Origin of the sequence: Arthrobacter oryzae (genome assembly GCF_003634095.1) — a bacterium.
Classification (GTDB): Bacteria; Actinomycetota; Actinomycetes; order Actinomycetales; family Micrococcaceae; genus Arthrobacter; species Arthrobacter oryzae.
In genome coordinates, this window is the sequence record NZ_RBIR01000005.1 from 106803 (window position 1) to 132770 (window position 25968).

Consider the following 25968-nt stretch of genomic DNA (forward strand, 5'->3'; position numbering starts at 1 on the left):
TCAAATCACCGGATGGACCGGGGACCGCCAGCTTGTTAGTCACTGCGGCTACAGCAGTCCTGCCTGGGTCATCAGCTCGGTGACCTTGGCGGAATTGAGCTTGGCCGGATCCACGGTGGGTGCCTGCAGCTCCGCGAGCGGAACCAGCTTGTCATTGGACGGCACGCCGGAGCCGACGGCGTATTCGAAGGAGGTGCCCTTCTGGAGCACTTCCTGGCCCTTCTTCCCGGTGATGAACTTCAGGAAGGCTTGGGCCGCCGCGGCGTTCTTCGAGGACTTCAGCACGCCGCCGCCGGAGATGGAGACGAAGGCGCCCGGGTCGTGGTTCTTGAAGTAGAACGGCGTGACGTTGTTGGAGTTCTCGCCGGTCTTGGCCTGGTCGCCGTAGTAGTAGTAGTGGTAGATGAGGGCGGAGTCCACTTCGCCGGCGTTGACGGCCTTCATGGCCGTGCTGTTGCCCTTGTAGGCCTTGGAGTTCTCCTTCATGCCCTTGAGCCATTCCTGGGTGGCGGCCTCGCCCTTGAGCTCCAGCAGGGCCGAAACGATCGCCTGGAAGTCGGCGCCCGACGGCGATGCGGCCCACTTGCCCTTCCACTCGGGCTTGGCCAGATCCAGCATGGACTTGGGCAGCTGGTCCGCGCTCAGCTTTTTCTTGTCATAGACCAGCACGGTGGAACGGGCCGCGATGCCGGTCCACTTGTTAGTGGACGGGCGGAATTCGGCGGGCACCTGGTCCACGGTGGCCTTGTCCACATCCGCGAAGAGGCCGGCGTTTTCCACCTGGGCCATTGCGGGGGAGTTCTCGGTGAGGAAGACGTCCGCCGGCGAGGCCTGGCCTTCCTGGACGATCTGGTTGGACATTTCGGTGTCGTCGCCCTGGCGCAGGGTGACCTTGATGCCGGTCTCCGCGGTGAAGGCGTCCACCCACTCCTTGGTCAGGGATTCGTGCTGGGCGTTATAGACCGTGATCTCGCCGGAGGCTGCGCCGCTGCCGGCCTGGGAGGTTGAACCGGAGCCGCAGGCCGCCAGGCCGAGGGCGGCAGTGGCGGCCAGGGCAATGCCCGCCAGTGCGTTGGTGCGGATCTTCATGGGGCTACTTTCTGCAAGGAAGTCGTCGTAGGTGCCCTGACCCCCGTGAGCGGGGAAGTTAGGGCATGCTCACTAACAAAGACTGTAGGTTAGCCAAACCTAAGCAACCAACCTGAGCGGGCGTTAAGTGATCAGGATCACATGAATTACGAAACTATTGCGTGACGTAATTAAGGCGGGATTGAAGAGCGTTACGGGGCGGGCGCCGCAGCGATCGCCGCGGCCGCTTCCAGCACCATCCAGGCCTGAAGCTGCGTGGAGAGCTCGACGGCGGCTCCCTCCGGATAGCTGCGGCGCGCCGGCAGTTCCGTGCGGTCCGAGAAGACCAGGTGGCTGCCCCGGCGGGCGAGCCGGTCCTGCGGCGGGAGGATCCGCCGGCCTTCCCAGAGGGCCTCGGCCGTGTTGTTCACGAGCGTCGCCGCCGTGGTCCGGGTCTCGGCCGGCAGCCGTTCGTCGAGGGCGGCCAGGGCGAGGTAGCGGACCAGGATCCCGGTGAAGAGACCGCCGTCGCCCGTCCCCTCGCAGCGCAACACGGCGGCGGTGCGCCCCAGCAGCGGTGCCGGCTGGGTAAGGGTGTGCGCCACGGCCTCCACCAGCGAGGCCGCCCGCGCCAGGTTCGCCTCGCCGCCGAGCTCCAGCAGGGCGCCGAGGACCGGTCCCTGGTTGTAGGTGTAGATGGTCTCTTCCAACAGAACGTCGCCCGTGCCGGTAATCCGCAGGCCGTCCCGGTACAGGCCCTGGACCGGTTCGTACAGGCGTGCATCCAGCCAGTCGAGCAGCGCCTGCGCCTTGGCCGGGTTCCCTGTCCGTGCGTAGTAGAGGGCCACCGGTGCCGTGGCAGGCGTGTTCTTGAAATCGCGCTTGGTGCTCCAGAACGTGCCGCCGCCGAGGTCGTCCGTGGAGGCGGAGTCGAACTGCAGTGAAAGGCTCTGCAGGACCTTGGCGTTGCGCTCGCGGCCGGCGGTTTTGCGGGTGTCCTCGGCGAGCTTGTCCAACCGGAGCGTGGCCAGGGCCAGCCAGGCCATGTCGTCGTAGTAGTTGTTGACCACGGTGAGGAAGTTCCGCAGCCGGATGCCCGTGACGAGGCGGGAGGCGAGCCGGCCGGCGCTGGGCCGGTTCACGCCGTCGAACTTGGTCCCCGGACGCCCCGGCGACCCCAGTTCCCGGCGGCCGGCGTCCACGAGGCAGTCCAGATAGTGCGCCTGCCACCAGTAGTGCCAGGGCCGGGACAAGTTTTTCAGCCGGCCGGAGGGCCGCAGGATAGCCCCGATGTGGGTCCCCGGCAGGAAGAACAGCCGCTGACCGAAAAGCCTGGTTACCGAGCGGGCAGCTTCGTCCGCACGAAAGGACCAGTTGGGGGCGGCGGAGGCGTCTGCTCGGTTCATGGCTCAAGCCTAATCGCGGGGATGTTCCGATGCCGATCGTGACGGCGGCCGGCAAACGTGCCGGGCAAGCGCGCTCGGGCCCGGTGCGGGCGTCGCGGGGGCGACGGCGGGGTTCTGGTGCGGGCAAAGGTGCGGAATGCCCGGATTCCAGTTAACATTCACTAACTAACGTTCCCTGCGGGGCGCTGCTGCAGCGCCGCCCGCGTCGAGGCTTCACGGCCGGGGTTCAGTTCCACATCAAGGAGGATGTATGGACGTCTTGGGTACTGTCGCGCTGATTACGGGCGGGGCCTCGGGCCTCGGAGCTGCTACGGCCCGGCGGTTGTTCGACGCCGGTGCATCGGTGGTGCTCGTGGACCTGCCGGGGTCCGCCGGAGATGCCTTTGCCGCGGAACTGAACGCGTCCGCCGGCGCGGCCGAGGGCGCCGCCTCTGGCGGGGCTGCGGCCGGAGGCGGCCGCCGCGCCGTCTTTGTCCCCGCCGACGTCACCGACGAGGCGCAGGTGCAGGCCGCCGTCGACGCCGCCTCCGCACTGGGACCGCTGCGGATCCTGGTGAACTGCGCGGGAATCGCCACCCCCGGCAAGGTCCTGGGCCGCGACGGCGTGCTGCCCCTCGATGCCTTCAGCCGCGTCATCCAGGTCAACCTGGTAGGCACCTTCAACGTGATCCGCCTCGCCGCGGCCGCGATGGCCGCCACCGAGCCCGCCAGCACGGAGCTCGGCGGTCCCGAGCGGGGCGTCATCATCAACACCGCCTCCGTGGCCGCGTTTGACGGCCAGATCGGCCAGCCCGCCTACGCCGCCTCCAAGGGGGCCGTGGCCGCGATGACGCTGCCGATCGCCCGCGAACTGGCGCGTTCGCTGATCCGGGTGGTCACCATCGCCCCGGGAATCTTCGAGACCCCCATGATGGCCGGGCTCCCGCAGGAGGCACAGGATTCCCTGGGCCGGCAGGTGCCGCATCCCTCGCGGCTGGGCCGCCCCGCCGAATACGCCAACCTCGCGGCGCACATTGTGGAAAACGCCATGCTCAACGGCGAGACCATCCGCCTCGACGGCGCCATCCGCATGAGCCCGAAATGACCGACGCTCCCTCTGTGGCGGGGCTCCCCGCGGCGGACTTCTTCGACTTCGAAGCCCTGCTCAGTGCACCGGAGCAGGCGAAACTTGCGCAGCTGCGGGAGTTCCTGGCCGCCGAGGTCGCCCCGTACGCCACGGACTGGTGGAACAAGGCCGAGTTCCCCGCCCACATTCTGCCCAAGCTGGCCGCACTGGAGCTCAGCGCGCCCGCCCAGCGCGGCTACAGCCACCTGTTCGCCGGGATCGTCATCGCAGAGATGACCCGGGTGGACACATCGCTCGCGACCTTCTTCCTGGTCCACCACGACCTTTTCGTGGAATCGCTCTACGGCTTCGGCTCCGAGGACCAGAAAGCGCGCCTGCTCGACGACGCGGCCAACCTGCGCACCACCGGGGCCTTCGCCCTCACCGAGCCGGAACACGGCTCGGACGTCGCCGGCGGCATGGAAACCCGGGCCCGGCGGATCCAGGGCGGCGCGGCCGACGGCGGCGATGCCTGGGTGCTCAACGGCGCCAAACGCTGGATCGGCAACGGGACGTTCTGCGACTACCTGCTGGTCTGGGCCAGGGACGAGGCCGACGGCGGAATCCGCGGCTTCATCGTCGACGCCACCTTGCCCGGCGTGCACCGAAGCAGGATCGAGAACAAGATTGCGCTGCGCACGGTGCAGAACGCGGACATCGTCTTCACCGACGTCCGTGTGGCCGAGGCGGACCGCTTCGCCGGCATCAGCAGCTTCGAGGACACCAACGAGCTCCTGCGGGGCTCCCGGATCATGGTGGCCTGGCAGGGCGTGGGGCAGCAGCTTGCGGCGTTCGACGTCGCCCGGCAGTACGCCGTCGAGCGCCAGCAGTTCGGCCGCCCGCTCGCGAAGTTTCAGCTGGTCCAGCAGCAGCTGGTGACCATGCTCGGCAACGCCGTGGCGAGCATGGGCATGATGGTCCGGATCGCGCAGCTGCAGGAGCAGGGCGCCGCCGACATGCCGCAGGTGGCGCTCGCAAAGTCCTATGTCAGCGCCCGGATGCGCGAAACCGTGGCGATGGGCCGGTCCCTGCTGGGCGGCAACGGGATCGTCACGGACTACCGGATGGCTAAGATCTTCTCCGACGCCGAGGCGATCTACACCTACGAGGGCTCCTTCGAGATCAACACGCTGATTGCCGGGCGCGCCGTCACAGGCGTGTCCGCGATCGTCTAGGCGACCGTTAGAAAACCCCTGGCTCCTTCTCGCCGGCCTCGATCCGGTAGTCGAGGCTGTTGTTCTTCACCGGCATGGGGCAGGTGCCGTACGGGGTGAAGGCGCTGGGGTAGTTGATGGCCCGGTTGAAATCCAGGATCACCGTGCGGTTTCCGGCAGCATCGACCCGTGGCCGGGCGGTGGAGACCTTGCGCCACTCGTCGGTACTTTCCCCGTTGGTCTCATCGTGGAACGTCACGGTCAGGGCGCCGAGCTTCTCCTCCTCGGCCTGCAGGCGGAACTCGTGGTCAGAGCCCGGAAGGCGGAAGACGAGCTCGCCGACCGAGCGGTGGACGCCGTCCACGAGCGGGTTGGCCGTGCCGATCGGCACGTCCACGGGCTCGGCAAAGGGCAGGAAGCGGGCCTCGACCACCAGGTCCGGGCGGAAGTCGAAGGTGGGCACGCCGTCGAACCCGGTGAAGACCGGTGACCGGGCGTCCCGGGTGCGGATGGCGTACTTGCCCGCCCGCATGGCGAGCTCCACCACCACCTGGCGGCCGTCGTCGCCGCCGTACTGCACCCACATCAGGGATTCCTCGTCGGCGAGCACGGCGCCGAGAGTCCCGTCCACGGGTTCTCCGGTTTCCACGAGGGTCAGGCCGTCGGATGCCGCCGCGGTGAGGAACGCCGCCGTGCCGTCGGTGGACCAGAGTCCCGGGGCGAGCTCAACGCCCGCCGGCCGGTCCTCCAGCCACTGGAAGGAGGTCAGCGTCAGCCAGCCGTGATCGCTGGCCAGGGCCGTATTGCGGCTGTTCCGGAAACGCTGCCAGCGGGCCAGCTGCGGGTCCGTCACCGAATGAGTTGCGGGGCTCGATCCGGTCCCGGATTCAGGAGCGGTCATGGGCACCTCCAAGGGGTATCAGATCAACTGGCTCGTGGCTGGGACCGTTTTGAGCGCTCAAAACGGTCCCTGCGGCGGGTCAGTTGGGGGCGGGCGGGGTTCCGAGGCTGATGTTCACCAGTTGGGCTGCCGTGGCGCCGGCCGCGGCAGCTGTGTCCGGGTCACCGTCCAGGACCCCGCTGGCCAGGCCGCCGTCGAGCAGCAGGGTCAGGCTGCGGGCGAGCTGATCCGGGTCCGGCGCGCCGGCGCGGGCGGCGAGGTCCCGGATCCAGGCGCGGATCTGCTGTTTGTGGGCCACGGTCCGGTCGTGGACCCGGGTGCCTGCGGCCGACTCGGCGGCGGCGTTGATGAAGGCGCAGCCGCGGTACCCGTCGCGCCGGCAGGCGGTGGTCAGGGCATCGAACAGGCCCACGAGCTGCGCGGCGGGGTCTTCGCCGGCTGCCTCGGCGGCGTCGTGCAGCTGCCCGGACCAGACGCCGTCGACCTTTTCCAGGTACGCCAGGATGAGGTCGTCCTTGGCCGGAAAGTACTTGTAGAAGGTGGCCTTCGCGACGCCGGACTCGGCGATGATGGTGTCGATTCCGGCGGCACGGAAGCCGTGCGCGTAAAAGAGCCGGAAAGCCGTAGCCAGGATCTTCTCCTTGGCGTGCCCGGCAGGGGTGCGGACAGCCGGCGGTGCGGTGGCTGCTGGCAAAGTCATGACACCATCGTACACAGACAAGTCTGTCTATGTCGGGCATGTGGCATTCGGGCCGCGGTCAGGACCCCCGCGCCCCGGCCCGCAGGGGGCACGGGCGCGGGGTCACGCCGGGCGGTTACGGTCGTGCGGCCAGGCCCTGCGCGAGCAGCCGCCAGACCTCCCGCAGCTCGGAGCCGATGGCCGGATCCGCCCATTCCGCGGCATGCAGCGGGTGATGGAACCGTGCGGTCGCGTGCAGGACGGCCAGGCCCGCCGTCGAGGGATCCTCGACGGCGAACTCGCCGGTGCCGACGCCGTCGGCGATGATCTCAGTGAGTTGCGCGGCCAGACGGGCGACGTGGGCATCGACCACTTCCCTCGCCTCGGCGGTCAGCTGGCTGAAGGTGGCAAACAGCTCGGGATCGCTCAGTGCCATGCCCTGTTTGATGGCCGCGAGGCGTTCCAGCCAGCGGAGGAGGCGCTCGGCGGCCGGGCCCTCCGTGTCCCGGGCCGGATCCAGCGGGCCGGCGAGGCGGTCCAGCCAGCGCCGGGCCACCGCGTCCCGGAGCGCCACCTTTGTGGGGAAGTGGCGGTACACGCTGCCGTGGCTGACGCCGAGGGCTTTCGCGACGTCCACCACGGTGGCCTTGGCGGGCCCGAACCGCCGCAGCACGTCCTCGGCGGCGTCGAGGATGCGCTCCTCCGTCAGGACGGCGGCAGGGGTCATCGGCGTTCGCTGTCGAGCATCGCCATCTGGCCGGCGTCGTAGCGCGTGCCTGCGGCGGCCCCGGCAGGGACGGCGGACTCGATCTCCGCAAGGTCCTCAGCGGTGAGAACCACGCCGGCTGCTCCCAGCGATTCGGTGAGCCGCTCGCGGCGGCGGGCGCCCACAAGGGGGACGATGTCCTCGCCCCGGGACAGGACCCAGGCAATGGCGAGCTGCGCGACGGTCGCGCCCTTACGGTCCGCGATACCCCGCAGCCGTTCGACAAGTTCGAGGTTGCGCTGCAGGTTCTCGCCGGAGAAGCGGGGCAGGTAGGCCCGGAAGTCCCGCCGGTTCCCGGTCCCGGCCGCGGGCCAGTGACCGGACACCAGGCCCCGGGACAGCACCCCGTACGCGGTGATGCCGATGCCGAGCTCGCGGGCCGTCGGCAGGATTTCCTCCTCGATGCCCCGGGACACCACGGAGTATTCGATCTGGAGGTCGGAGACCGGATGGACGGCGTTGGCGCGGCGCAGGGTGTCGGCGCCGACCTCGGAGAGGCCGATGTGCCTGATGAGACCCTGCTGCACGAGCTCGGCCAGTGCGCCCATGGTTTCTTCCACCGGGACGGCAGGGTCCAGGCGGGCGGGCCGGTAGATATCGACGTAGTCCGTGCCCAGGCGCCGCAGGCTATAGGCCAGGAAGTTCTTGATGGCGGCGGGCCGCGTATCCACGCCGTTCCAGCCTCCCCGGGCGTCGCGCAGGACGCCGAACTTCACGCTGATCTGGGCGTTCTCGCGCCGGCGGCCCCGGATCGCGTCGCGCAGCAGCATCTCGTTGTGGCCCATGCCGTAGAAGTCGCCGGTGTCCAGCAGGGTCACGCCGGCGTCGAGGGCGGCCTGGATGGTGGCGATACTCTCGGCGTCGTCGGCCGGACCGTAAAGATCGGACATGCCCATCAGGCCGAGGCCGATGGGGGCGGCGCTGGGGCCCGTGGAGCCCAGTGTGCGGGTGGTGCCAAGGGTGGAAGTAGTCATGAAAAGACTGTACGACAATCAGCTGACAGATTTCAAACTTTGTCAGCTGATCGCCCGCCGCGCGGATGGGCGGGGATTCCTGTTGCCGTAGACAGGTCTGTCTGATAGCGTCATGCCAACACGTAGACGAACCTGTCTACTCCGCAGATTTGGAATGAGGACACCATGAAGATTGCAGTATTGGGAACCGGTATGGTGGGGCGCACGATCGCCGGCGCACTGGCGGGTCTGGGGCACGACGTCGTGATCGGCACCCGCGACCCGCAGGCGACGCTGGCCCGGACCGAGCCGGACATGATGGGCGCCGCGCCGTTCGCCCAGTGGCACGCCGCCAACCCCGGAATCAGCCTCGCCCCCTTCGCCGACGCCGCGGCCGGCGTCGAGCTGATCGTCAACGCCACCAACGGCGCCGGCTCCCTGGCCGCTCTCACCGCCGCGGGCACCGAAAACGTCGCCGGCAAGGTCATCATGGACATCTCCAATCCGCTGGACTTCTCCCAGGGCATGCCGCCGTCGCTGAACCCGGTGAACACGGACAGCCTGGGTGAGCAGATCCAGCGGACCTTCCCCGAGGCCCGGGTGGTGAAAACCCTCAACACCATGAATGCCTCCGTCATGGTGGATCCGGCGAGGGTGGCCGGTGGTGACCACACGGTCTTCGTCTCCGGGAACGACGCCGACGCCAAAGCGGCTGTGACCGACCTCCTCAAGGGCTTCGGCCACCGCGACGTGATCGACCTCGGCGACATCACCAGTGCCCGCGGCGCGGAAATGCTCATGCCGATCTGGCTGCGGATCTGGGGCGCGCTGGGCACCGGCGCGTTCAACTTCAAGATCGCGCGGTAGATCCTCCACCCGACGAACTCGCAGGTGGGGCCGTTCTGGCCGCCCACACGGCCCCACCTGCGAACCGGTAGGGAGCCCGGGTCCGGCGCCGGGAGCGGCACCGGAGCGCGCGACACTATCTGAGACGGAATTCCAGCGCGGAGAGCCTGCGGGTAACATCCCATGGGAAGAAGTAATCGGGCTCACAGTATCCAGCGCAGTGTACGAGCCAAGTCGAACCCTCGAAAGATAGTTTCCATGGCTGACACTGCAATGCATTCCGATACCGATCTTGCCGCCGAACTCCGGGCTGATGTCCGCCGCGTCTCCACCCTCCTCGGCGAATCCCTGGTCCGCCAGCACGGGCCCGAGCTCCTGGACCTCGTCGAGCAGGTGCGCCTGCTGACCAAAGAGTCCAAGGAGGCCGCCCGGGGCGGGGCCGACGCCACCGGGCCGTGGAGCTCGTACGACGTCGTCGCCCAGGTCCGCGAACTGCTCGGCTCCCTGCCCCTTGAACAGGCCACGGACCTGGTCCGCGCCTTCGCGTTTTACTTCCACCTGGCGAACGCCGCAGAACAGGTCCACCGGGTCCGCGGGCTGCGCTCCCGGCAGGAAAAGGATGGCTGGCTCGCCAAAGCCGTGGAGGAGATCGCGGACCAGGCCGGCAACTCCGTGCTGCAGGAAGTCGTCAACGAGCTCGACGTCCGTCCCATCTTCACCGCCCACCCCACCGAGGCCTCCCGCCGTTCCGTGCTGGACAAGATCCGCCGCCTCTCGGACATCCTCTCCGAGTCCACGGCGGAAGGCACCTCCGCGCGCCGCCGCCAGGACCGCCACCTGTCCGAAGTGATTGACCAGATGTGGCAGACGGATGAGCTCCGCCAGGTCCGTCCCACCCCCGTGGACGAGGCCCGGAATGCCATCTATTACCTCACCGGCATCCTCAGCGATGCCATGCCGGAAATGCTCTCGGACCTGTCCGAACTGCTTGCCGAGCACGGTGTCACGCTGCCTGCCGAGAAGGCGCCGATCCGCTTCGGCTCCTGGATCGGCGGCGACCGGGACGGCAATCCGAACGTCACCGCCGCCGTCACCCGCGAGATCCTGCAGATCCAGAACCAGCACGCTGTGCGGATCAGCATCGGCCTGATCGACGGACTCATCTCCATCCTCTCCAACTCGACCGCGCTGGCCGGGGCCGACCAGGACCTGCTGGACTCGATCGACGTCGACCTGGGGAACCTGCCGGGCCTGGACCGCCGCGTCCTCGAGCTGAACGCGCAGGAGCCGTACCGGCTCAAACTCACCTGCATCAAGGCCAAGCTCATCAACACCGCCCGCCGGGTCGCGGCCGGGTCCGCGCACGAGCCCGGCCGCGACTACACGGCCACCGCGGACCTCCTGGCCGAGCTAGGCCTGCTGGAACGGTCCCTGCGGAACCACCACGCAGCCCTTGCCGCCGACGGCGCCCTGTCCCGGGTCCGCCGCGCCATCGCCTCCTTCGGCCTGCACCTGGCCACCCTCGACATCCGCGAGCACGCCGACCACCACCATGACGCCGTCGGGCAGCTCATGGACCGGCTCGGCGGCCCCGGCGTCCGGTACGCCGAGCTCAGCCGCGCCGAGCGGCTGGAGGTGCTCGGCTCCGAGCTCGCCTCCCGCCGCCCCCTCTCGGGCCACCCGATCAAGCTCGACGGCGTCGCCGACGGCACCTACGACGTCTTCCGGGAGATCCGGCGCGCCCTGCGCACCTACGGCCCCGACGTGATCGAGACCTACATCATCTCCATGACCCGCGGCGCGGACGACGTCCTGGCCGCGGCCGTGCTGGCCCGCGAGGCCGGCCTGGTCAGCCTCTTCGGCGAGGCGCCCTACGCGAAGATCGGCTTCGCGCCGCTGCTGGAGACCGTGGACGAGCTCCGCGCCTCGGCCGAGATCGTGGACCGGCTGCTTTCCGATGCGTCGTACCGCGAACTGGTGCGGCTGCGCGGCGACGTGCAGGAGATCATGCTCGGATACTCGGACTCCAACAAGGAATCCGGCGTCATGACCAGCCAGTGGGAAATCTACAAGACCCAGCGCAAGCTCCGGGACGTGGCCTTCAAGCACGGCGTCCGGGTGCGCCTCTTCCACGGCCGCGGCGGCTCCGTGGGCCGCGGCGGCGGACCAACCTACGACGCCATCATGGCCCAGCCCAACGGCGTGCTCGAAGGCGAGATCAAGTTCACGGAGCAGGGCGAGGTCATCTCGGACAAGTACTCCCTGCCCGAGCTGGCCCGCGAAAACCTCGAGCTCTCGCTCGCGGCGGTGCTGCAGGGCTCGGCGCTGCACCGCACGCCGCGCACCTCGGAGGATCAGCGCGTACGCTACGGGCACGTCATGGAAACCGTCTCCGACGCCGCCTTCGCCCGCTACCGCATGCTGATCGAGGACCCCGACCTGCCCGCCTACTTCATGGCCTCCACCCCGGTGGAGCAGTTGGGATCCCTGAACATCGGGTCCCGTCCGTCCAAGCGCCCCGATTCCGGCGCCGGACTTGAAGGACTGCGGGCCATCCCGTGGGTGTTCGGCTGGACCCAGTCGCGCCAGATCGTGCCGGGCTGGTTCGGTGTGGGCTCCGGCCTCAAGGCCGCGCGAGAAGCCGGAAACTCGGCCCAGCTCAAGGAGATGATCGAGGGCTGGCACTTCTTCCGGTCCGTGCTCTCCAATGTCGAGATGACCCTGGCCAAGACGGACATGGACATTGCCGGTTACTACGTCTCCACCCTGGTACCGGAGGAACTGCACCACCTGTTCCGCGCCATCCGGGCCGAGTATGAACTCACCGTTGCGGAAATCCAGAACCTCACCGGCGAGCACGTCATCCTCGACGCCCAGCCCACATTGAAGCGCTCCCTGGAGATCCGGGACCAGTACCTGGACCCGATCAGCTACCTGCAGGTGGAACTGCTGCGCCGCGTCCGGGCCGAGGCGGGGGCAAGCATCTCCGGCGCCGAGATCGACGAGCGCCTGCAGCGCGCCATGCTCATCACGGTCAACGGCGTCGCCGCCGGGCTGCGCAACACGGGGTAGCCTCCGGCCCCTGCCCGCCGCGGGATCTGCGGGCGGGCGCCGCGGTGCGGCTAGGGTTGTTCCATGCCGTCGTTCCAGACCAGACTTAAGATCACCGGGCTCAAGCCGGGCACCCCGCCGGAAGCGGTCATGGCCGCCGCCATCGAGGCGCTCGGGACGCGGCACCACGTCGAATCGCACCAGCTTGAGCTCGCCGGCGGCGTCCCGCAGCTGAACCTCCGTTTCCTGGTCGATGCCACCGCCTACCCGGCCGAAAACAAGCAGGCGCTCGAATCGGCAGCCATGATGCGCGACGCCGTCGAACGCGTTGCGCTTACCGGGTCGCTGACGGTGCTGCGCCGCAGCCGCGGCCGCTGGGCTCCCGTCTAGGAAGCCGAGCGTCTAGAAGTCCAGTTCCTCGTCCAGATTGCCCGCGGCGGGATCCACGGGCGAGCGGCTGCCCCGCCGCCGGGTCACGATCACGCCGACGATTGCGCCGATCATCAGCCCGACGCCGACCCCGAGCAGGGAACTTGCCCAGAACGGGAGCCCGGTGGCGGAGCCCATGAAGTACCCCAGCGCCACGGACCAGCTTGCCCAGAGCAGGCCGCCGAGGGCCGCGCAGAGGCTGAATCCGCGCGTCGAGACGTTCGCAATCCCCGCCGCGGCCGTCGTCGCCAGCCGCCCTCCCGGGATAAAGCGGAGGCCGATGATCGCGCCGTAGGTGGAGGACCGGCCTGCCTTCGCGATGGCCGAGTGCACGGCCGCGTGGAACCGCTGGCCCCATTTCCAACGGTCGAGCACGTGGCTCAGCCGCCGTTTGAAGAGCTGGAAGACGAGGATATCGCCAAGCCATGAGGCCGCGGCGGCGAGGAGCACCACGAGGAGGCCGTTGATGCGGCCCTCCGCGGAGAGCGCGCCGCCGGTGATGACGAGCATTTCTGAGGGGACGGGCGGGAAGATGGCGTCGCCGACCACGAAGGGGAAGATCCAGAAATAGATCGCGGCGCCCCAGCTGTCCGCATTTCCCAAGTCCATGGGCACAAGGTACCGCACTTCCAGCCAGTTATCGGGCTTCGCTCAGGTTCAGTCCGCTGCGGTACTCTACCGGGCTCCCCGAGATGGGGTCGACGAACCGGATGGCGCGGGCCAGGAGCTGCAGCGGTTTGGTGTAGTCGTCCGGGGCCTTGTCCAGCAGTTCCGGGTAGAACGCATCGTTGACGATCCCCAGCCCCAGCGAGGCCATGTGCACGCGGAGCTGGTGGGTTTTGCCCGAGTGCGGCTCCAGCCGGTACAGCGCGCGGCGCCCGGGTCCGCCGTCGGGTCGGCTGTTGGGTGCGCCGTCGGGTGCGCCGTCGGGTCGGCTGTCGCTGCGGCCAGGATCCGTTTCGCCGGCCGCGCCCAACATCCGCAGCCGCTCGATCCGGGTTTCCGCGTTGGGTTCGCCGTCGATCACCTCGGCGAGCAGGTAGCTGCGGGACTTGGTCATCCGGTTCCGCACCACTACCGGGAAGTCCACCGCGGGATTGCCCGGGGCGGGCTCCGCGGCCGCGACGCACTCGTATTCCTTTTGAACTTGTCGCTTTTCGAAGAGCACCTGATACTTGCCCCGGGTCTCGGGGTTGGTGGAGAGCAGCAGGATGCCGGCGGTCATACGGTCCAGGCGGTGCATGGGAATCAGGTCCGGCAGTCCGAGTTGGTTCCGGAGCCGGACCAGCGCGGATTCCTGGATGTATGTCCCGCCGGGCGTGGTGGGCAGGAAGTGCGGCTTGTCCACCACCAGCAGGTGATCGTCCTGGTGCAGGATGTTCAGCTCTACCGGGATGCGGGTCTCCGGCGGGAGGGTGCGGTAGTACCAGATGAAGGTGTGGTCCCGCAGCGGAGTGGTCCGGTCGAGGACCACCCCGGCCTCGCCGCGGATCTCGCCGGCGTCGAACCGGTCCTCGATGCCCTGCGGATCGATATGCCCCCAGCGGTGCATCATGTAGTCCATCGCCGTGTCCCAAGGCCCCGCATCCGGCAGGCGCAGGCGGGTTGCATTGACGCCGTCGCGCACGGGGAGGGGGGATTGCATCACGGTTCCATTCTACGTGCCCGGCCCCCGTCCCGACGTGCCTCCGTCCGCTCCGCCCCGCCCCTCACCGCCCATGTCGCCCAGTTCGCGCGCCCTGCCCCTCGCCGCCCATGCCGCCCAGTTCGCGGGAGGCGTGCGAGTTCGCCGTAAGGTCACCGCGAGCTCGCACGTGTCCGGCGAACTCGGGGTCACCCATCGATACCGACGATAAAAAAGTTCTTGACAATTAAAGTTGTCGGTAGACAAGCTGGATGCATGTTGGACATCGAAGTGATCGAGGACCCGGCCGCAGCGGAGGCTTCGCTGGACCCGATCCGTACCCGGATCTTGCGCGAACTGGTCGAGCCCGGCTCAGCAACGCAGCTCGCCGCGAAGGTGGGCCTGCCGCGGCAGAAGGTGAACTACCACCTCAAGACCCTTGAGCGGCATGGGCTCGTCGAGCTCGTCGAGGAGCGGAGGCGCGGCAACGTCACCGAACGCATCCTGCGGGCGACGGCGGCCTCATACCTGATTTCGCCGTCGGCGCTGGCGTCCGTGGCCCCGGACCCGCACCGGTTCTCCGACCGCTTCTCCGCCTTCTGGCTGCTGGCGCTCGCCGGGCGCATGGTCCAGGAGATGGGCCAGCTAATCGCCGGGGCAGCCGCCGCCAGGCAGAAACTCGCCACCTTTGCCATCGACGGCGAGATCACCTTCCGGTCCGCGGCGGACCGGGCGGCCTTCGCCGAGGAGCTCGGCGTCGCGGTGACCCGGCTCGTGGACAAGTACCACGACGGCGACCGCGCGCTTCCGGCAGAATCTGTGGCCGGTTCCCCGGCAGTATCCGCGCCTGCAGGACGCAAGCACCGACTGGTGGTGGCGCTCCACCCGTCACTGAAGGCGCCGGTACCCAAGGCGGCGCACGGAGCCCCGGACAATACAGACACTGCAAGACGGCAGACTACCAACCCACACGCTAAGGAGCAGGACAATGACTGACAAGCGGAATTTCGAGATCGTCTACGACACCGAACTCCCCGGCAGCCCGGAACGGGTATGGGAGGCCGTCACCGAGGGCACCCCGGCCTGGATGTTCCCTACGGACCAATGGCCGGCGGTCCGGACTGTGGACGAATACCCCTCCCACCTGGTGTCCCGGATGGACGGCCCGGACGGCTGGTTCAACCAGCTCGAGCACGTCCTGGAACCCCTCGACGGCGGCCGGGCCCGGCTGCACTATGTCCACAGCGGCATCTTCGCGGACAACTGGGAGGAGCAGTACGACGGCGCCAGCAAGCACACGGCCTTCTATCTGCACACTCTGGGCCAGTACCTGCAGCACTTCGACGGCAAGCCTGTGGTCTTCACGGACGTTCAGGCACCCGCCGCATCCCAAACCCCGGACGGCTTCGACCGGCTCAGGAAAGCCCTCGGCGTGGCAGGCTCGGCCCAGGGGGACGCGGTAGAGCTGGACCTCGACGGCGTCGGGCATCTCACGGCCGAGGTCGACTTCTCCAACGAGAACTTCCTAGGCCTTCGGACGGCGGACACAATGTTCCGCTTCTTCGGGCGGAACGCCTTCGGGGCACCGGTGGGCATGACCGTGCACGACTTCAGCGGCGTCGGCGATGCCGAGACGACGGCGAAGGCCTGGGCCGGGTTCCTGGCGAAGGTCTACTCCTAGGTCTATGCCCGGGCCCGCGACGCGCATGTTGCCTGGCGAGGCGCAGATGCCCTGCCGACACCCGGATACAGGCGTCGGCAGGGCATTTGCGCAGCGCGGGAAGATATGGGCGTCGGCACCTAGGCGATGGCTGCGGCAGGCGGGGCTGACAGGTTACGCCTCAGCTGCGGCGCGGCCTCGAGCCGGTCCTGTGCCGAACGCAATGCCAGCACGGCCGTTTCCAGTTGCTCCGGCGGCAAGGTGAACGGCAGCCGCAGGTACTGCTCGAACGCGCCGCCGACGCCGAACCGCGGCCCGGCGGCGAGTCGGATACCGACGTCGGGAGCCAGCACGGCGAGGGCGGTGCTGATCGGTGCCGGGAGGCGGCACCAGACGGACAGGCCGCCGTCGGGGTATTCCGGTTCCCAGCCCGGCAGGTGCTCATGCAGTAAGTCGAGCAGGGTGCCGCGGTTCCGGCGCAGCGCAGCGAGCCGCTCCGGGAGCGGCTCCGTCAGGGCAGTGACCAGATGCGCCGCCGCGAGCTGTTCCACGACGGGTCCGCCGAGGTCCAGGGTGGTGCGGGCGGCGGCGAAACGCTGGATGAGGGGCTCGCTGGCGCGGATCCAGCCGGTGCGCAGGCCTGCCCAGTGCGACTTACTGAGCGAACCGAGGGAGACCACCGCGGGGCTGAATGCGGCCACGGGAGTGGAGTGTGCGCCGTCGAGATTCAGCTCCCGCAAGGTCTCGTCCACCACCAGCACGGTGCCCGACGCGGCGGCAGCCTTCACGAGGCGGCGCCGCTGGGCGTCGGGCATCAGCCGCCCGGTGGGGTTGTGGAAGTCCGGCACCACATAGGCCATCGCGGGCCGCTGCTGCAGTAGCGCTGATTCCATGGCCTCGAAGTCCCAGCCGCCAGCGCCGTGGTGAGGAACGCCGTGGTTGCCAATTCCGTGGTGACCAGTGCCGTTGCCCGCTGTGCCGGTGCGGCCCGTGCCCGTCGGCCCTGGGGCGGGCATGGCCACGGGGACCGGCCGGCACCCCGCGGCCCGGATCGCGTCCAGGGCGTTCGGGTAGCTGGGATGTTCCACGAGCACCTTGGTGCCCGGCCGGCCGGCCAGGGTGCGGAGCACAATGTTCAGCGCGTGCTGCGCGCCGGAGGTGACAAGGATCTCCCGGGCCGTCGTGGGCACCCCGGCCGCGGTGTACCGGGCGGCGATGGCTTCGCGGAGCGGGCCGACGCCCAGGGCGTCATAGCCGAAGCCCGGCAACAGCGCCGGCAGTTCCGTCAGTGCCGCGGCAAAGGCCCGGTGCACCACTTCGCCGCTGGCCGGGAGGGAGGCGTAGGCCAGGTCCAGGATCCCGTCCGGTACGGCCAGCCCGGGGGCACCGCTCTGCCTTAGTGCACTGTCGCGGCCCCCGGCGTGCCCAGACCCCTGGCTCGGGATGCAGCTGCGGCTCCGGCTGCCCTGACCGCTGCTGAGGAAGCCCTGCTCGCGCAGCAGAGCGTACGCCGCAGTTACCGTCGTGCGGCTGATTCCAAGGCTTGCGGCCAGGGAGCGCTCGCTCGGCAGGGCGACGTCCAGGGCAATGCGCCCGTCGAGGATGAGCAGGCGGACGACGTCGGCCAGCTCGCGGTAGGCGGGGGCGGCACCAACGTTCCACTCGCCCAGCTGGCGGGCCAGTGATCCGGGCGTCAGAGAAATCGGCATGTAGCCAGTATTTCAAACTGGCTATGGATTACAAGGCCAGTTTTCGTGGAGGATGGAGTCCATGTTGACCCGCAGACTCCTCCAGCTCCTGATCGGCCTCGCCATGTACGGCGTTTCGCTCGCAATGTTCATCCGGGCCGGCCTGGGACTGGATCCCTGGGACGTCTTCCACCAGGGACTCGCTGTCAAGACCGGGCTGAGCATCGGCACGGTGGTGGTGATCGTCAGCTTCCTCGTCCTGCTCTTTTGGATTCCGCTCCGGCAGTGGCCCGGCGTCGGCACGCTGTGCAACGCCGTGCTGGTGGGTGTGTTCGCGGACGTCGGACTGGCCCTCATACCGAAGTTCTCTCACCTTGGCGGCCAGATCGGAATGCTCGCGGGGGCCATCGTGCTCAACGGCATCGCCTCTGCCTGCTACATCGGCGCCCGCCTCGGACCCGGGGCCCGGGACGGACTCATGACGGGACTCGCCCGGCGGACGGGCTGGTCGGTGCGGGCCTCCCGCACCGGGATCGAAGTGGTGGTCCTCGGGGCCGGCTGGCTGCTGGGCGGTTCTGTTGGTGTGGGCACGGTGCTGTACGCGCTGGCGATCGGCCCGCTGGTGCAGCTGTTGCTGCCGCGGTTCACCGTGCCGGAAGTGAAGCGGCCAGAGATCCCGGTGGCGGCGGCCGATCCAGCCGTCGCGGCTCCCTGATCGCGGCCTACGCCGGCGCCGTTGCGGGGGCCGGCAGAGGCTGGCAGGCGGGGCAATAGTAGATGTCCCGTTCCTCCGTGAAGGTGCCTGTGCCGGTGTCCTTGCCGAGGACTCCGCGGCGGATGGGGGTGCCGCATTTGAGGCACGGCTGGTGCTCGCGCCGGTAGACCCAGTAGCCGGGACGCCCGGCGGTGCGGCCCACCGGAACGCCGCGCGCGTTCAGCACGGTGGTCCGGCGGCCGGGCCCGAGGTTGGCCGAGAGCAGGACCTGGGCGTCGGTGATCAGGGCGGGGAGATCGGGCACGGCGGAGACGGGCGACGCGGGATGGACGCCCGAAAGAAAGCAGGCCTCACAGCGGTAGATGTTCCCGATTCCCGCCAGCTTGCTCTGGTCCAGCAGGGCGACGCCGATGGGGACGTCCGGGGCGGCGAGCAGGCGGCGCTCGGCCTCCGCGGCATCCCAGTCCGGTCCCAGCAGATCCGGGCCCAGATGCCCCACGATTGAGTCCTCCTGGTCGGTGCGGACCACCTCAAGGATGCCCAGGGAGAACCCGACGGCGTCGGCTGTGGCCGTGCGCAGCACGCAGCGGGCGGTGAACCCGGGCTTCCGCCAGCGTCCACCGGCGGGATAGACCTGCCAGCTGCCCTCCATCTTCAGGTGCGAATGGATGGTCAGCCGGTCCTTCGGCGTCGGGCCCTGGACACGCATCAGCAGGTGTTTGCCGCGCGGCACCACCTCGTCCACGGTCCAGCCCCCGAGCCTCAGGGTGGCAAAACGCGGGACCCGGAAATCGGACGAGACCAGTTCCTTCCCGGCCAACGCGGCATGCAGCTGCGCCGCGGCGCGGAAGACGGAATCACCCTCAGGCACGGATCCTCAACCCCTTCGGAGTGGAGTAGGCCCCGGCCTGGGCAAGGGCGGCGGCCACCGGGGTGTCCAGGATGCCGTGGCCGTTGACCTTCTCCATGATCAGCTTGTCCACCGCGCCCCGGGTCACCACACCCACCAGGGCCGCACCGGCCGCGGCCAGGACGTCGGTATCGTCGCTGAACGCGAGGAGGGTCTTGCCGCCGCGCTCCACATACAACACCAGGGCGCCGTCGACCAGCACCACGAGGGCGCCGGCCTTCCGGCCCGGGCGGTGGCCCGTGCCGGCGTCGACGTTCAACGCCGGCCACGGCAGTGCCGCGCCGTAGGGGTTTGCCGGGTCGGTCGCGGCGAGGGCCAGCGCGACCGGCTCGGGCTTGCCCAGCTGGGCGTCCTCGACGTAGGACCGCAGCCTGTCCACCGTGGCCGGCACGGCGAACTGCGCCGCACCGAGGTGCTCAATGAAGTAGCCGCGGCGGCAACGCCCGGCCTCCTCCAGCCGGGCCAGCACCTTGTACATGAGGCCGAAGCCGCCGAGGATGTTCTCCGCCATGACGGAGCCGCGGGTGACCACGCCGTAGCGGTCCAGGAGGAGTTCCGCCGTGGCCCGGGCGTGGATGGTGGGGTCCAGTTCCGGGGCGGGGAGCGCGGACCAGCGGCCCGCGGCGAGCGGGGGCACCGGCGCAGTGCCGGTCACGGAGCCGTACCGGCCGCCAGTGAGGCCCGGCGAGCCAAGCAGGCCGGTGCCGTGCGCCCGGCCGAGCCGGCTCAGCCGGGGCGCCCTGGCCCGCGGGGCGCGCCCGACCTGCCGGTGCGCGGTGTGGCCGCCGGCGATCAGGGCCCTGACGGGCGCAAAGGTGTCGCCGGTGATCCGGCCCGCCCAGGCGAGATCCCACAGCGCGGCCACCACGTCCTGATCGCTCAGCACCGAATCCATGCCGCCGGCAACCTCGGTCAGCTGCCGGAAGAAGTAGCCGCCGCCGTTGTTCTGCAGGTGCTCCAGGAGCCGCCGCTGCGCGTCGCCGGGTTCGAAGTCGATGGCGGGGTTCAGCGTCAGTTCGGCAGAATCGGCCAGGTGGAGGCTGACCCAGCCGTCGTTGCCGGGCAGCGAGCCGGCGCCGGACCAGAGGACTTCGCCGGCGGCCATGAGCTCGTCCAGCATGGCCGGCTGGTAGTTGGAGACCCTGCTGGCCAGAACCAGAGGCTCCCAGGCGGAGGCGGGAATGGGCACGCCGGAGAGCTGGTCGACGGCCGTGACGATGCCGTCGAGTCCGCGCAGCGCGGACTGCCCGCGGCCGCCGGGCGTTCGCACATTCTGCCAGGCCGGAAGGAACCGGCCGTAGGCGGAGGCGTCCACGGGTTCCACTTCCGCGCGGAGCGCGGCGAGCGAGCGGCGGCGCAGCCTGCGGAGGACCTCGGCATCGCACCATTCGCTCACACTGGCCAGAGGCAGAACGGCGGCCGGTACGGTTGCCGTGCCGTCCGGCGCAACTGCGGGCGGCGAAACGTGCGGACGGAACTCGCCTTCCACCACGCGGCCGTCGGCGGCAAGCCGCTTCAGGGCCGTGCCGACGACGGCGACGCCGAGTCCCAGCCGCGCCGCGGCCTCGGCGGCGGTGAACGGCCCGTGCGTGCGGGCATAGCGCGAGACGAGGTCACCGAGCGGATCCGCGACCGGTTCAATAAAGGCCAGCGGCACGCCCATGGGCAACGGCACGCCGAGGGCATCCCGGAGCCGGGCGGCGTCCTCGACGGCAGCGAAACGTTCGGAACCGCCGATGTTGACCTTGATGGCCCGGTTGGCGCGCAGCAGGGCGGCGAGGTGGGCGGCGGCGTCGGCCTCGGTTGCCGGGGCGACGCCGCCCGCCGCCGTGGGTTCGACGAGCCCGGCTCCGGCGGCCCCAGGCGTCGGAAGAGCCTCGGTTGCCGGGCCAACGCCGGCCGCCGCGGCGGTTTCCGCGGACTCGCTCTGGGCGGCGGCCCCGGCCGGCTCCAACCGGGCGGCGACCTCCTCCGGCGTGAGCGGACCCAGGAGCCGCAGGAGGTCCGCGACGCCCTCCACTCCGCGTACCCGGCGGTCCGGTGCCAGCCGCTGCAGTTCACGCTCGGTGGCGTCGATGACCTTCGCATCGAGCAACTCGCGCAGCTCCACCCGGCCCAGGAGCTCATTAAGCAGAGTGGAATCCAGGGCCAGGGCCGCCGCCCGGCGCTCCGCCAGCGGGGAGTCGCCTTCGTAGAGGAACTGGGCCACGTAGCCAAAGAGCAGGGACTTCGCGAACGGCGAGGGCTGCTGGGTGGTGGTCTGCACGATCCTGAGCTCACGCCGTTCCACCGACGCGGCGATGTCCTTGAGCGCCGGAAGGTCGTAGACATCCTGCAGGCACTCGCGCACCGTCTCCAGGACAATCGGGAACGTCGGGTACTTCCGGGCAACATCGAGCAGCTGCGCCGAGCGCTGCCGCTGCTGCCACAACGGCTGGCGCTTGCCCGGGTTCTGCCGCGGCAGCAGCAGGGCACGGGCTGCGCATTCACGGAACCGGGACGCGAAGAGGGCGCTGCCGCCGACCTCCGCGGTCACGATCTGCTCCAGCTCCTCGGGGTCGAACAGGAACAATTCCGCGCCCGGCGGCTCGTCCTCCATCATGGGGACCCGCAGCACGATGCCGTCGTCGGCGGCCATGGCCGAGCCGTCCATCCCGTAGCGCTGCTGCAGGCGCTGGCCCACGGCCAGGGCCCAGGGTGCGTGCACCGGCATGCCGAAGGGGCTGTGCAGCACCACGCGCCAGTCGCCGAGCTCGTCGTGGAAGCGTTCCACCACCAGCGTCGTGTCGCTGGGGACCACCTCCGTCGCGAGCCGCTGCTCGGCGAGGTACTGGATCAGGTTGTTCGCGGCGTAATCGTCCAGGCCGCTGGCTTTGCAGCGCTCGGTGGCCGGCCCGACGTCGGACGCCGCCAGTTCGCGCATGAAAGCGCCGAGGGCGCGGCCCAGATCCACGGGCCGGCCCAGCGAATCGCCCTTCCAGAACGGGAGCTTGCCCGGCTGGCCGAACGCCGGCGAGACCAGGACGCGGTCGTGCGTGATGTCCTCGATCTTCCAGCTAGTGGCGCCGAGGGCAAAAATATCGCCCACCCGGGATTCATAGACCATTTCCTCGTCGAGTTCGCCCACCCGCCGGCCGCCCTTGGCGGCCGCGGCGGCGGGGCTGGCCGCCCTGCCGCCCGAACCCGCAGCACCCGACCCGCCGGTGCCCTCGACCTCGCTGCCGATGATGTAGACGCCGAACAGCCCGCGGTCCGGGATAGTGCCGCCCGAGGTGACGGCGAGCCGCTGCGCACCGGGGCGCCCCTCGATGGTCCCGGCATTGCGGTCCCAGATGACCCGGGGCCGCAGTTCCGCGAATTCATCCGAGGGGTAGCGTCCGGCCAAGAGGTCCAGCGTGGCCTCGAACGCGGAGCGGGGGAGCGAGGCGAAGGGCGCGGACCGGCGGACGGTGGCGAACCATTCCTCCACGTCGATGGCCCCGAGGGCGGCGGCGGCGACTGTCTGCTGGGCCAGGATGTCCAGCGGGTTGGCCGGCACGCTGAGCCGCTCGATCTTGCCGTCCAGCATCCGTTCCACGGTGATGGCCGTGTGGACGAGGTCTGCCCGGTGCTTCGGAAACAGGACACCCTGGGAGATTTCGCCGACCTGGTGGCCGGCGCGGCCCACCCGCTGCAGCCCGCTGGCGACCGACGGCGGTGACTCGACCTGCACCACGAGGTCCACGGCACCCATGTCGATGCCAAGCTCGAGCGAGGACGTGGCCACGACGCAGCGGAGCCGGCCGGATTTGAGATCGTCCTCGATCAGGGCGCGCTGGTCCTTGGACACGGAGCCGTGGTGCGCGCGGGCCAGCACAGGATCGGCGCCGGCGGTGCTGCCGGCCTGGGCCATCATGTGCGCCGGTGTGGCCGTGGACGTCGGCAGCGCGGCGGCACCGGACGGCGCCGGATTGTGCGGCGTGTCCGGCACCCCCGCCGGTACCGCGGCGGTCACGGCGTTCGGCATGGCGTCAAAGTCCGGCGCCCCGGCGCCGAACTCCGCCCCGGCGCCGAACTCCGTCCAGCCGCCGCCTTCGGCCATGAGCTGGCGTTCGGCGTAGATCTCGTTGAGCCGGGCGGTCAGCCGTTCGGCGAGGCGACGGGAGTTCGCGAACACGATGGTGGACTGGTTGGCCAGCACCAGGTCCACGATCTTCTCCTCCACATGAGGCCAGATGGATGCCTGCGGCTGCAGCCCCGAGGCAGGACCGGAGTCGAAGGCTCCCGCCGCGCCCTGGAGATCGGACATGTCCTCCACCGGAACGGACACCGTCAGGTCCCAGTTCTTCCGGGAGGCAGGGGCCACGATGTCCACCGGCGCCGATCCGGCAAGGAACTGCGCCACCAGCTCCTTCGGCTCCACTGTGGCGGACAGCCCGATCCGCTGGGCGGGTTTCGGCAGTAGCGCGTCAAGGCGTTCCAGCGACACCGCCAGATGCGCACCTCGCTTGGTGCCGGCGACGGCGTGGACCTCGTCGACAATGACCGTGTCCACCTCGCTGAGGGTTTCGCGCGCCTTGGACGTCAGCATCAGGAACAGGGATTCGGGGGTGGTGATGAGGATATCGGGCGGGTGGCTGAGCAGCGAGCGGCGGTCCGCCGCCGTCGTATCCCCGGACCGGACGCCCACCGTAATGAGCGGGGCGGGCAGGTCCAGGCGTTTGGCGGTCTGGGTGATGCCGATCAGCGGCGCGCGGAGGTTGCGTTCGACGTCGACGCCGAGGGCCTTGAGCGGGGAGATGTACAGTACGCGGGTCTTCCGCTTGGGCGTTCTACTCTTTACTGTCGTTTTTGTGGCCGCCCGGCGCCCGCCCTGGGCCGCGGTGTCCACGCCCGGCAGGGGCTCAGGCTCGGCGGGAGCGGAGATGAGCAGCCGGTCCAGTGCCCAGAGGAACGCGGCGAGGGTCTTGCCGGAGCCGGTGGGGGCGACGACCAGGGCGTGCGAGCCGGAGGAGATGGCATTCCAGGCGCCGTTCTGGGCCGGGGTGGGCGCGGAGAATGCGCCCAGGAACCAGTCCCGGGTCGGCCGGCTGAACCGGCCCATGGCGTCGGACGGCTGTGCGCCGCCAGCGAGCTCCTGCCCCTTCATTCCTCCATCATGCCCTACCCCGCCGACACTCCAAGCCGGGCACGATCACGGGCGGCATGAGGGGCGCAACGCCGCTCAGCCTTGCGGGCCCGGGGCTCCCGCGGACCGTGCTGGCAGGCAGGGGCGCAGCCGGGAGCGGCACCCCGGACGGCGCGCTACTTCGGCTGGAAGGCTCCGATGGTCAGGAGGTGGATGCCGGTGTTGCTGCACGCGTCCCGCGGCTGCGCGACGAACAAAGATGCGGTGTCATTGGGCGGGTAGATCCGGAATCCCGCCGCAGATGTCCGGGTGCAGTCGGGATAGTTGGCGGCCTGCGTGTAGCGCAGGGTGGCGACGCCGGCCTTGCCCGGGGCGAGCAAAACATCGACGGCCGGGGTCGAGTCGTCGCGGGTGGCGGCGGCGCCGATCGGTTCGCCGTTGGCTCCGGCGGTGAGGGAGACGCCGGCGTAGCCCTTGAGCAGGCAGGGTTCGGTGCCGGAATTGGTCACGATGAGTTTCATGTAGACGCTGCCCGCCGCGCCGCCGCCGGTGGCGTCCGTGGTCGCGGTCAGGCCCGCGGCCTTGCACGGCGCGGGGCCGGACTGGACCGTCTGGGACGTCTGCGCAGTCGACTTCGTTGCGGCGGCGGAAGCTGTGGAGGTTGCAGGCGAGCTGACTGCGGTGACGGACGGGGCAGGCGGGGACGTGGCCGCCTGGCTCTGCGTCGTCGCGCCGCCCCCGCAGCCGACGAGCAGGAGGGCCGCCGCGGCGGCCGATGTCACAACCAGTGCGTGCTTGATTCGCTGAGACCTCATGGCTCAACAATCATGCCCGCCGTCGGCTTAGTCAACGATGCCACGGCGGCGAAGCCCGATTGATGCCCGGATTGTAATTTCCGGACATCAACCGAGGTCAACCGTGTTGCGGGCTATTCCCGGGGCGCCGCGCTGCCGTGCTTTACGCGCCCCCGGATAAACGCGGCCCCGCCGAGGGCCAGGCCGCCGAGGCCCGCGGCCAGCGCGCCCCAGCTCCGGGCCTGAGCCCCGCCGTCGTCCCCGGCCGCAGTCTGCGCCGCGGCCGGGGAGGAACCGGCACCGGCCGCGCCTGCCGCGTGGGCCGCGCCTGCCGCGTGGGCCGTGTGGCCGTCCGCGCCCGCCACGGCCTCGGTGACGGTCACGGACGGCGCCGGGGACTTCAGGGATTCCTCGTCCTGGCCCTCCTTCGGGATCTGAGACCAGTCCGTCTGACCCTGCTGACAGGTCTGCAGGGTCGGGAAATAGAGGGTCCTGCCGGCAGTATCGGGCAGCTGAACCGAGAGCACCAGGGTGTCCCGGAGCTCCGGGTCCAGTGGCGTTTTGGCCGTATAGACGATCTGGCTGGTCCGCTTGGTAATGGAGGTGCCGTTGGCCAGTTTCGTGGGCTTTGGCAGGTGCTCCACAATCTTCTGCGCCGTCCAGTTCGGGTTCACCGTGGGCTGGGCATCGTTGAGCTCGGCGGGCAGCGTAATGGTCATCTTTGTGGTGCCGGAGGTGGCGCAGCCGTGCGGAATCCCGAAGGTCAGCAGGGCACTGGAGTTCGCGGCGGTCTTGTCCGGGGTGGCCTCGACGTGCGCGGACGCAGCCGGAAGCCCGGCGAGCATGAGGGCCGCCGTTCCACCGGCCACGGCCGTGGCGGATAGGGTACGGCGGAGAACGGAAGCGTGCAGTGTGGTTTTCACAGGAAGGGGTGCCTTTCGGGCGTACGCGCCGCAGCCGGTGCGGCGCGAAAGTTGGGGGCGGACGCGGCGGCTTCTGCCGGGCCTGGGCGGGCAGAGCAAATCGGGCCGGGTCTGGGCTGGACGGCTGGGCACACGGCGGACCAATTCGGCAATGGTTGAGCCAGCAGCAGGTCAGCGCGGCAGATCGGG

At 69.7% G+C, this 25968-nt stretch carries 21 protein-coding genes; 8 read left to right on the forward strand and 13 right to left on the reverse strand.

Annotated elements, in window-relative coordinates; translation table 11 throughout:
* Positions 1–48 precede the first annotated feature (48 nt).
* Both C8D78_RS12860 and C8D78_RS12865 read right to left on the reverse strand, forming a co-directional pair.
* Positions 49–1089 carry an iron ABC transporter substrate-binding protein gene (locus C8D78_RS12860; protein ID WP_120954270.1) on the reverse strand — a complete coding sequence of 347 codons (1041 nt, stop codon included), beginning with the start codon at positions 1087–1089 and terminating at the stop codon, positions 49–51.
* A gap of 191 nt (positions 1090–1280) precedes the next feature.
* Entirely contained in the window at positions 1281–2474 is a 1194-nt protein-coding gene (locus C8D78_RS12865; protein ID WP_120954271.1) for a glycoside hydrolase family 76 protein, read from the reverse strand.
* 250 nt (positions 2475–2724) lie between these two features.
* Between C8D78_RS12865 and C8D78_RS12870 the strand changes: the two genes are divergently transcribed.
* Together C8D78_RS12870 and C8D78_RS12875 are read left to right on the forward strand one after the other, a co-directional pair.
* Positions 2725–3558, forward strand: a complete 834-nt coding sequence (locus C8D78_RS12870) for an SDR family NAD(P)-dependent oxidoreductase (protein ID WP_120954272.1) — start codon at positions 2725–2727, stop codon at positions 3556–3558.
* Positions 3555–4754: an acyl-CoA dehydrogenase family protein gene (locus C8D78_RS12875; RefSeq protein WP_120954273.1), complete on the forward strand. Its 1200-nt coding sequence runs from the start codon at positions 3555–3557 to the stop codon at positions 4752–4754. Before C8D78_RS12870 ends, C8D78_RS12875 begins: the two co-directional genes overlap by 4 nt.
* A 7-nt stretch (positions 4755–4761) precedes the next feature.
* On the opposite strand, the gene C8D78_RS12880 is transcribed toward C8D78_RS12875, so the two are convergent.
* The 4 genes from C8D78_RS12880 to C8D78_RS12895 all read right to left on the reverse strand — a co-directional run bounded on the left by C8D78_RS12880 (position 4762) and on the right by C8D78_RS12895 (position 8053).
* Positions 4762–5634, reverse strand: a complete 873-nt coding sequence (locus C8D78_RS12880; RefSeq protein ID WP_120954274.1) for a DUF1684 domain-containing protein — start codon at positions 5632–5634, stop codon at positions 4762–4764.
* 79 nt (positions 5635–5713) lie between these two features.
* The gene (locus C8D78_RS12885; protein ID WP_120954402.1) at positions 5714–6334 is read right to left on the reverse strand and encodes a TetR/AcrR family transcriptional regulator; all 621 of its coding nucleotides are present in this window, start codon (positions 6332–6334) and stop codon (positions 5714–5716) included.
* 115 nt (positions 6335–6449) lie between these two features.
* Positions 6450–7040, reverse strand: coding sequence for a TetR/AcrR family transcriptional regulator (locus C8D78_RS12890; RefSeq protein ID WP_120954275.1), 591 nt, complete (start codon positions 7038–7040; stop codon positions 6450–6452).
* On the reverse strand, positions 7037–8053 hold the full coding sequence (locus C8D78_RS12895) for an aldo/keto reductase (RefSeq protein WP_120954276.1): 1017 nt from the start codon (positions 8051–8053) through the stop codon (positions 7037–7039). The genes C8D78_RS12890 and C8D78_RS12895 overlap by 4 nt, the downstream gene beginning before the upstream one ends.
* 165 nt (positions 8054–8218) lie before the next feature.
* Between C8D78_RS12895 and C8D78_RS12900 the strand changes: the two genes are divergently transcribed.
* The 3 genes from C8D78_RS12900 (at position 8219) to C8D78_RS12910 (ending at position 12319) form a co-directional block, all read left to right on the forward strand.
* Positions 8219–8899, forward strand: a complete 681-nt coding sequence (locus C8D78_RS12900; protein WP_120954277.1) for an NADPH-dependent F420 reductase — start codon at positions 8219–8221, stop codon at positions 8897–8899.
* A 237-nt stretch (positions 8900–9136) separates the two neighbouring features.
* Positions 9137–11950, forward strand: coding sequence for a phosphoenolpyruvate carboxylase (ppc, locus tag C8D78_RS12905; RefSeq protein ID WP_120954278.1), 2814 nt, complete (start codon positions 9137–9139; stop codon positions 11948–11950).
* Between the two features lie 63 nt (positions 11951–12013).
* Positions 12014–12319 carry a hypothetical protein gene (locus C8D78_RS12910; protein ID WP_120954279.1) on the forward strand — a complete coding sequence of 102 codons (306 nt, stop codon included), beginning with the start codon at positions 12014–12016 and terminating at the stop codon, positions 12317–12319.
* A 12-nt stretch (positions 12320–12331) separates the two neighbouring features.
* On the opposite strand, the gene C8D78_RS12915 is transcribed toward C8D78_RS12910, so the two are convergent.
* Complete coding sequence (locus C8D78_RS12915; protein WP_120954280.1) at positions 12332–12967, reverse strand: DedA family protein; 636 nt, start codon at positions 12965–12967, stop codon at positions 12332–12334.
* Between the two features lie 28 nt (positions 12968–12995).
* Positions 12996–14003 carry an RluA family pseudouridine synthase gene (locus C8D78_RS12920; protein WP_120954281.1) on the reverse strand — a complete coding sequence of 336 codons (1008 nt, stop codon included), beginning with the start codon at positions 14001–14003 and terminating at the stop codon, positions 12996–12998.
* A gap of 255 nt (positions 14004–14258) precedes the next feature.
* Here C8D78_RS12920 and C8D78_RS12925 point away from each other — a divergent pair, with 255 nt between their 5' ends.
* Positions 14259–14978 carry an ArsR/SmtB family transcription factor gene (locus C8D78_RS12925; protein ID WP_120954282.1) on the forward strand — a complete coding sequence of 240 codons (720 nt, stop codon included), beginning with the start codon at positions 14259–14261 and terminating at the stop codon, positions 14976–14978.
* Positions 14971–15663 carry an SRPBCC domain-containing protein gene (locus tag C8D78_RS12930; RefSeq protein ID WP_120954283.1) on the forward strand — a complete coding sequence of 231 codons (693 nt, stop codon included), beginning with the start codon at positions 14971–14973 and terminating at the stop codon, positions 15661–15663. The genes C8D78_RS12925 and C8D78_RS12930 overlap by 8 nt, the downstream gene beginning before the upstream one ends.
* Before the next feature lie 119 nt (positions 15664–15782).
* On the opposite strand, the gene yczR is transcribed toward C8D78_RS12930, so the two are convergent.
* Positions 15783–17351: a MocR-like transcription factor YczR gene (gene yczR / locus C8D78_RS12935; RefSeq protein WP_120954284.1), complete on the reverse strand. Its 1569-nt coding sequence runs from the start codon at positions 17349–17351 to the stop codon at positions 15783–15785.
* A gap of 61 nt (positions 17352–17412) precedes the next feature.
* Here yczR and yczE point away from each other — a divergent pair, with 61 nt between their 5' ends.
* The gene (yczE, locus tag C8D78_RS12940) at positions 17413–18045 is read left to right on the forward strand and encodes a membrane protein YczE (protein WP_120954403.1); all 633 of its coding nucleotides are present in this window, start codon (positions 17413–17415) and stop codon (positions 18043–18045) included.
* 7 nt (positions 18046–18052) lie between these two features.
* On the opposite strand, the gene C8D78_RS12945 is transcribed toward yczE, so the two are convergent.
* The 4 genes from C8D78_RS12945 to C8D78_RS12960 form a co-directional block, all read right to left on the reverse strand.
* Positions 18053–18916 (reverse strand): DNA-formamidopyrimidine glycosylase family protein, encoded by an 864-nt coding sequence (locus C8D78_RS12945; RefSeq protein WP_120954285.1) that lies wholly within the window; start codon positions 18914–18916, stop codon positions 18053–18055.
* Positions 18909–24083 carry an Lhr family helicase gene (locus C8D78_RS12950; RefSeq protein ID WP_120954286.1) on the reverse strand — a complete coding sequence of 1725 codons (5175 nt, stop codon included), beginning with the start codon at positions 24081–24083 and terminating at the stop codon, positions 18909–18911. The genes C8D78_RS12945 and C8D78_RS12950 overlap by 8 nt, the downstream gene beginning before the upstream one ends.
* 155 nt (positions 24084–24238) lie before the next feature.
* Complete coding sequence (locus C8D78_RS12955; protein WP_120954287.1) at positions 24239–24877, reverse strand: DUF4232 domain-containing protein; 639 nt, start codon at positions 24875–24877, stop codon at positions 24239–24241.
* Positions 24878–24990: 113 nt separating this feature from the next.
* Positions 24991–25701 carry a YcnI family copper-binding membrane protein gene (locus tag C8D78_RS12960; protein ID WP_120954404.1) on the reverse strand — a complete coding sequence of 237 codons (711 nt, stop codon included), beginning with the start codon at positions 25699–25701 and terminating at the stop codon, positions 24991–24993.
* Positions 25702–25968: the final 267 nt, after the last annotated feature.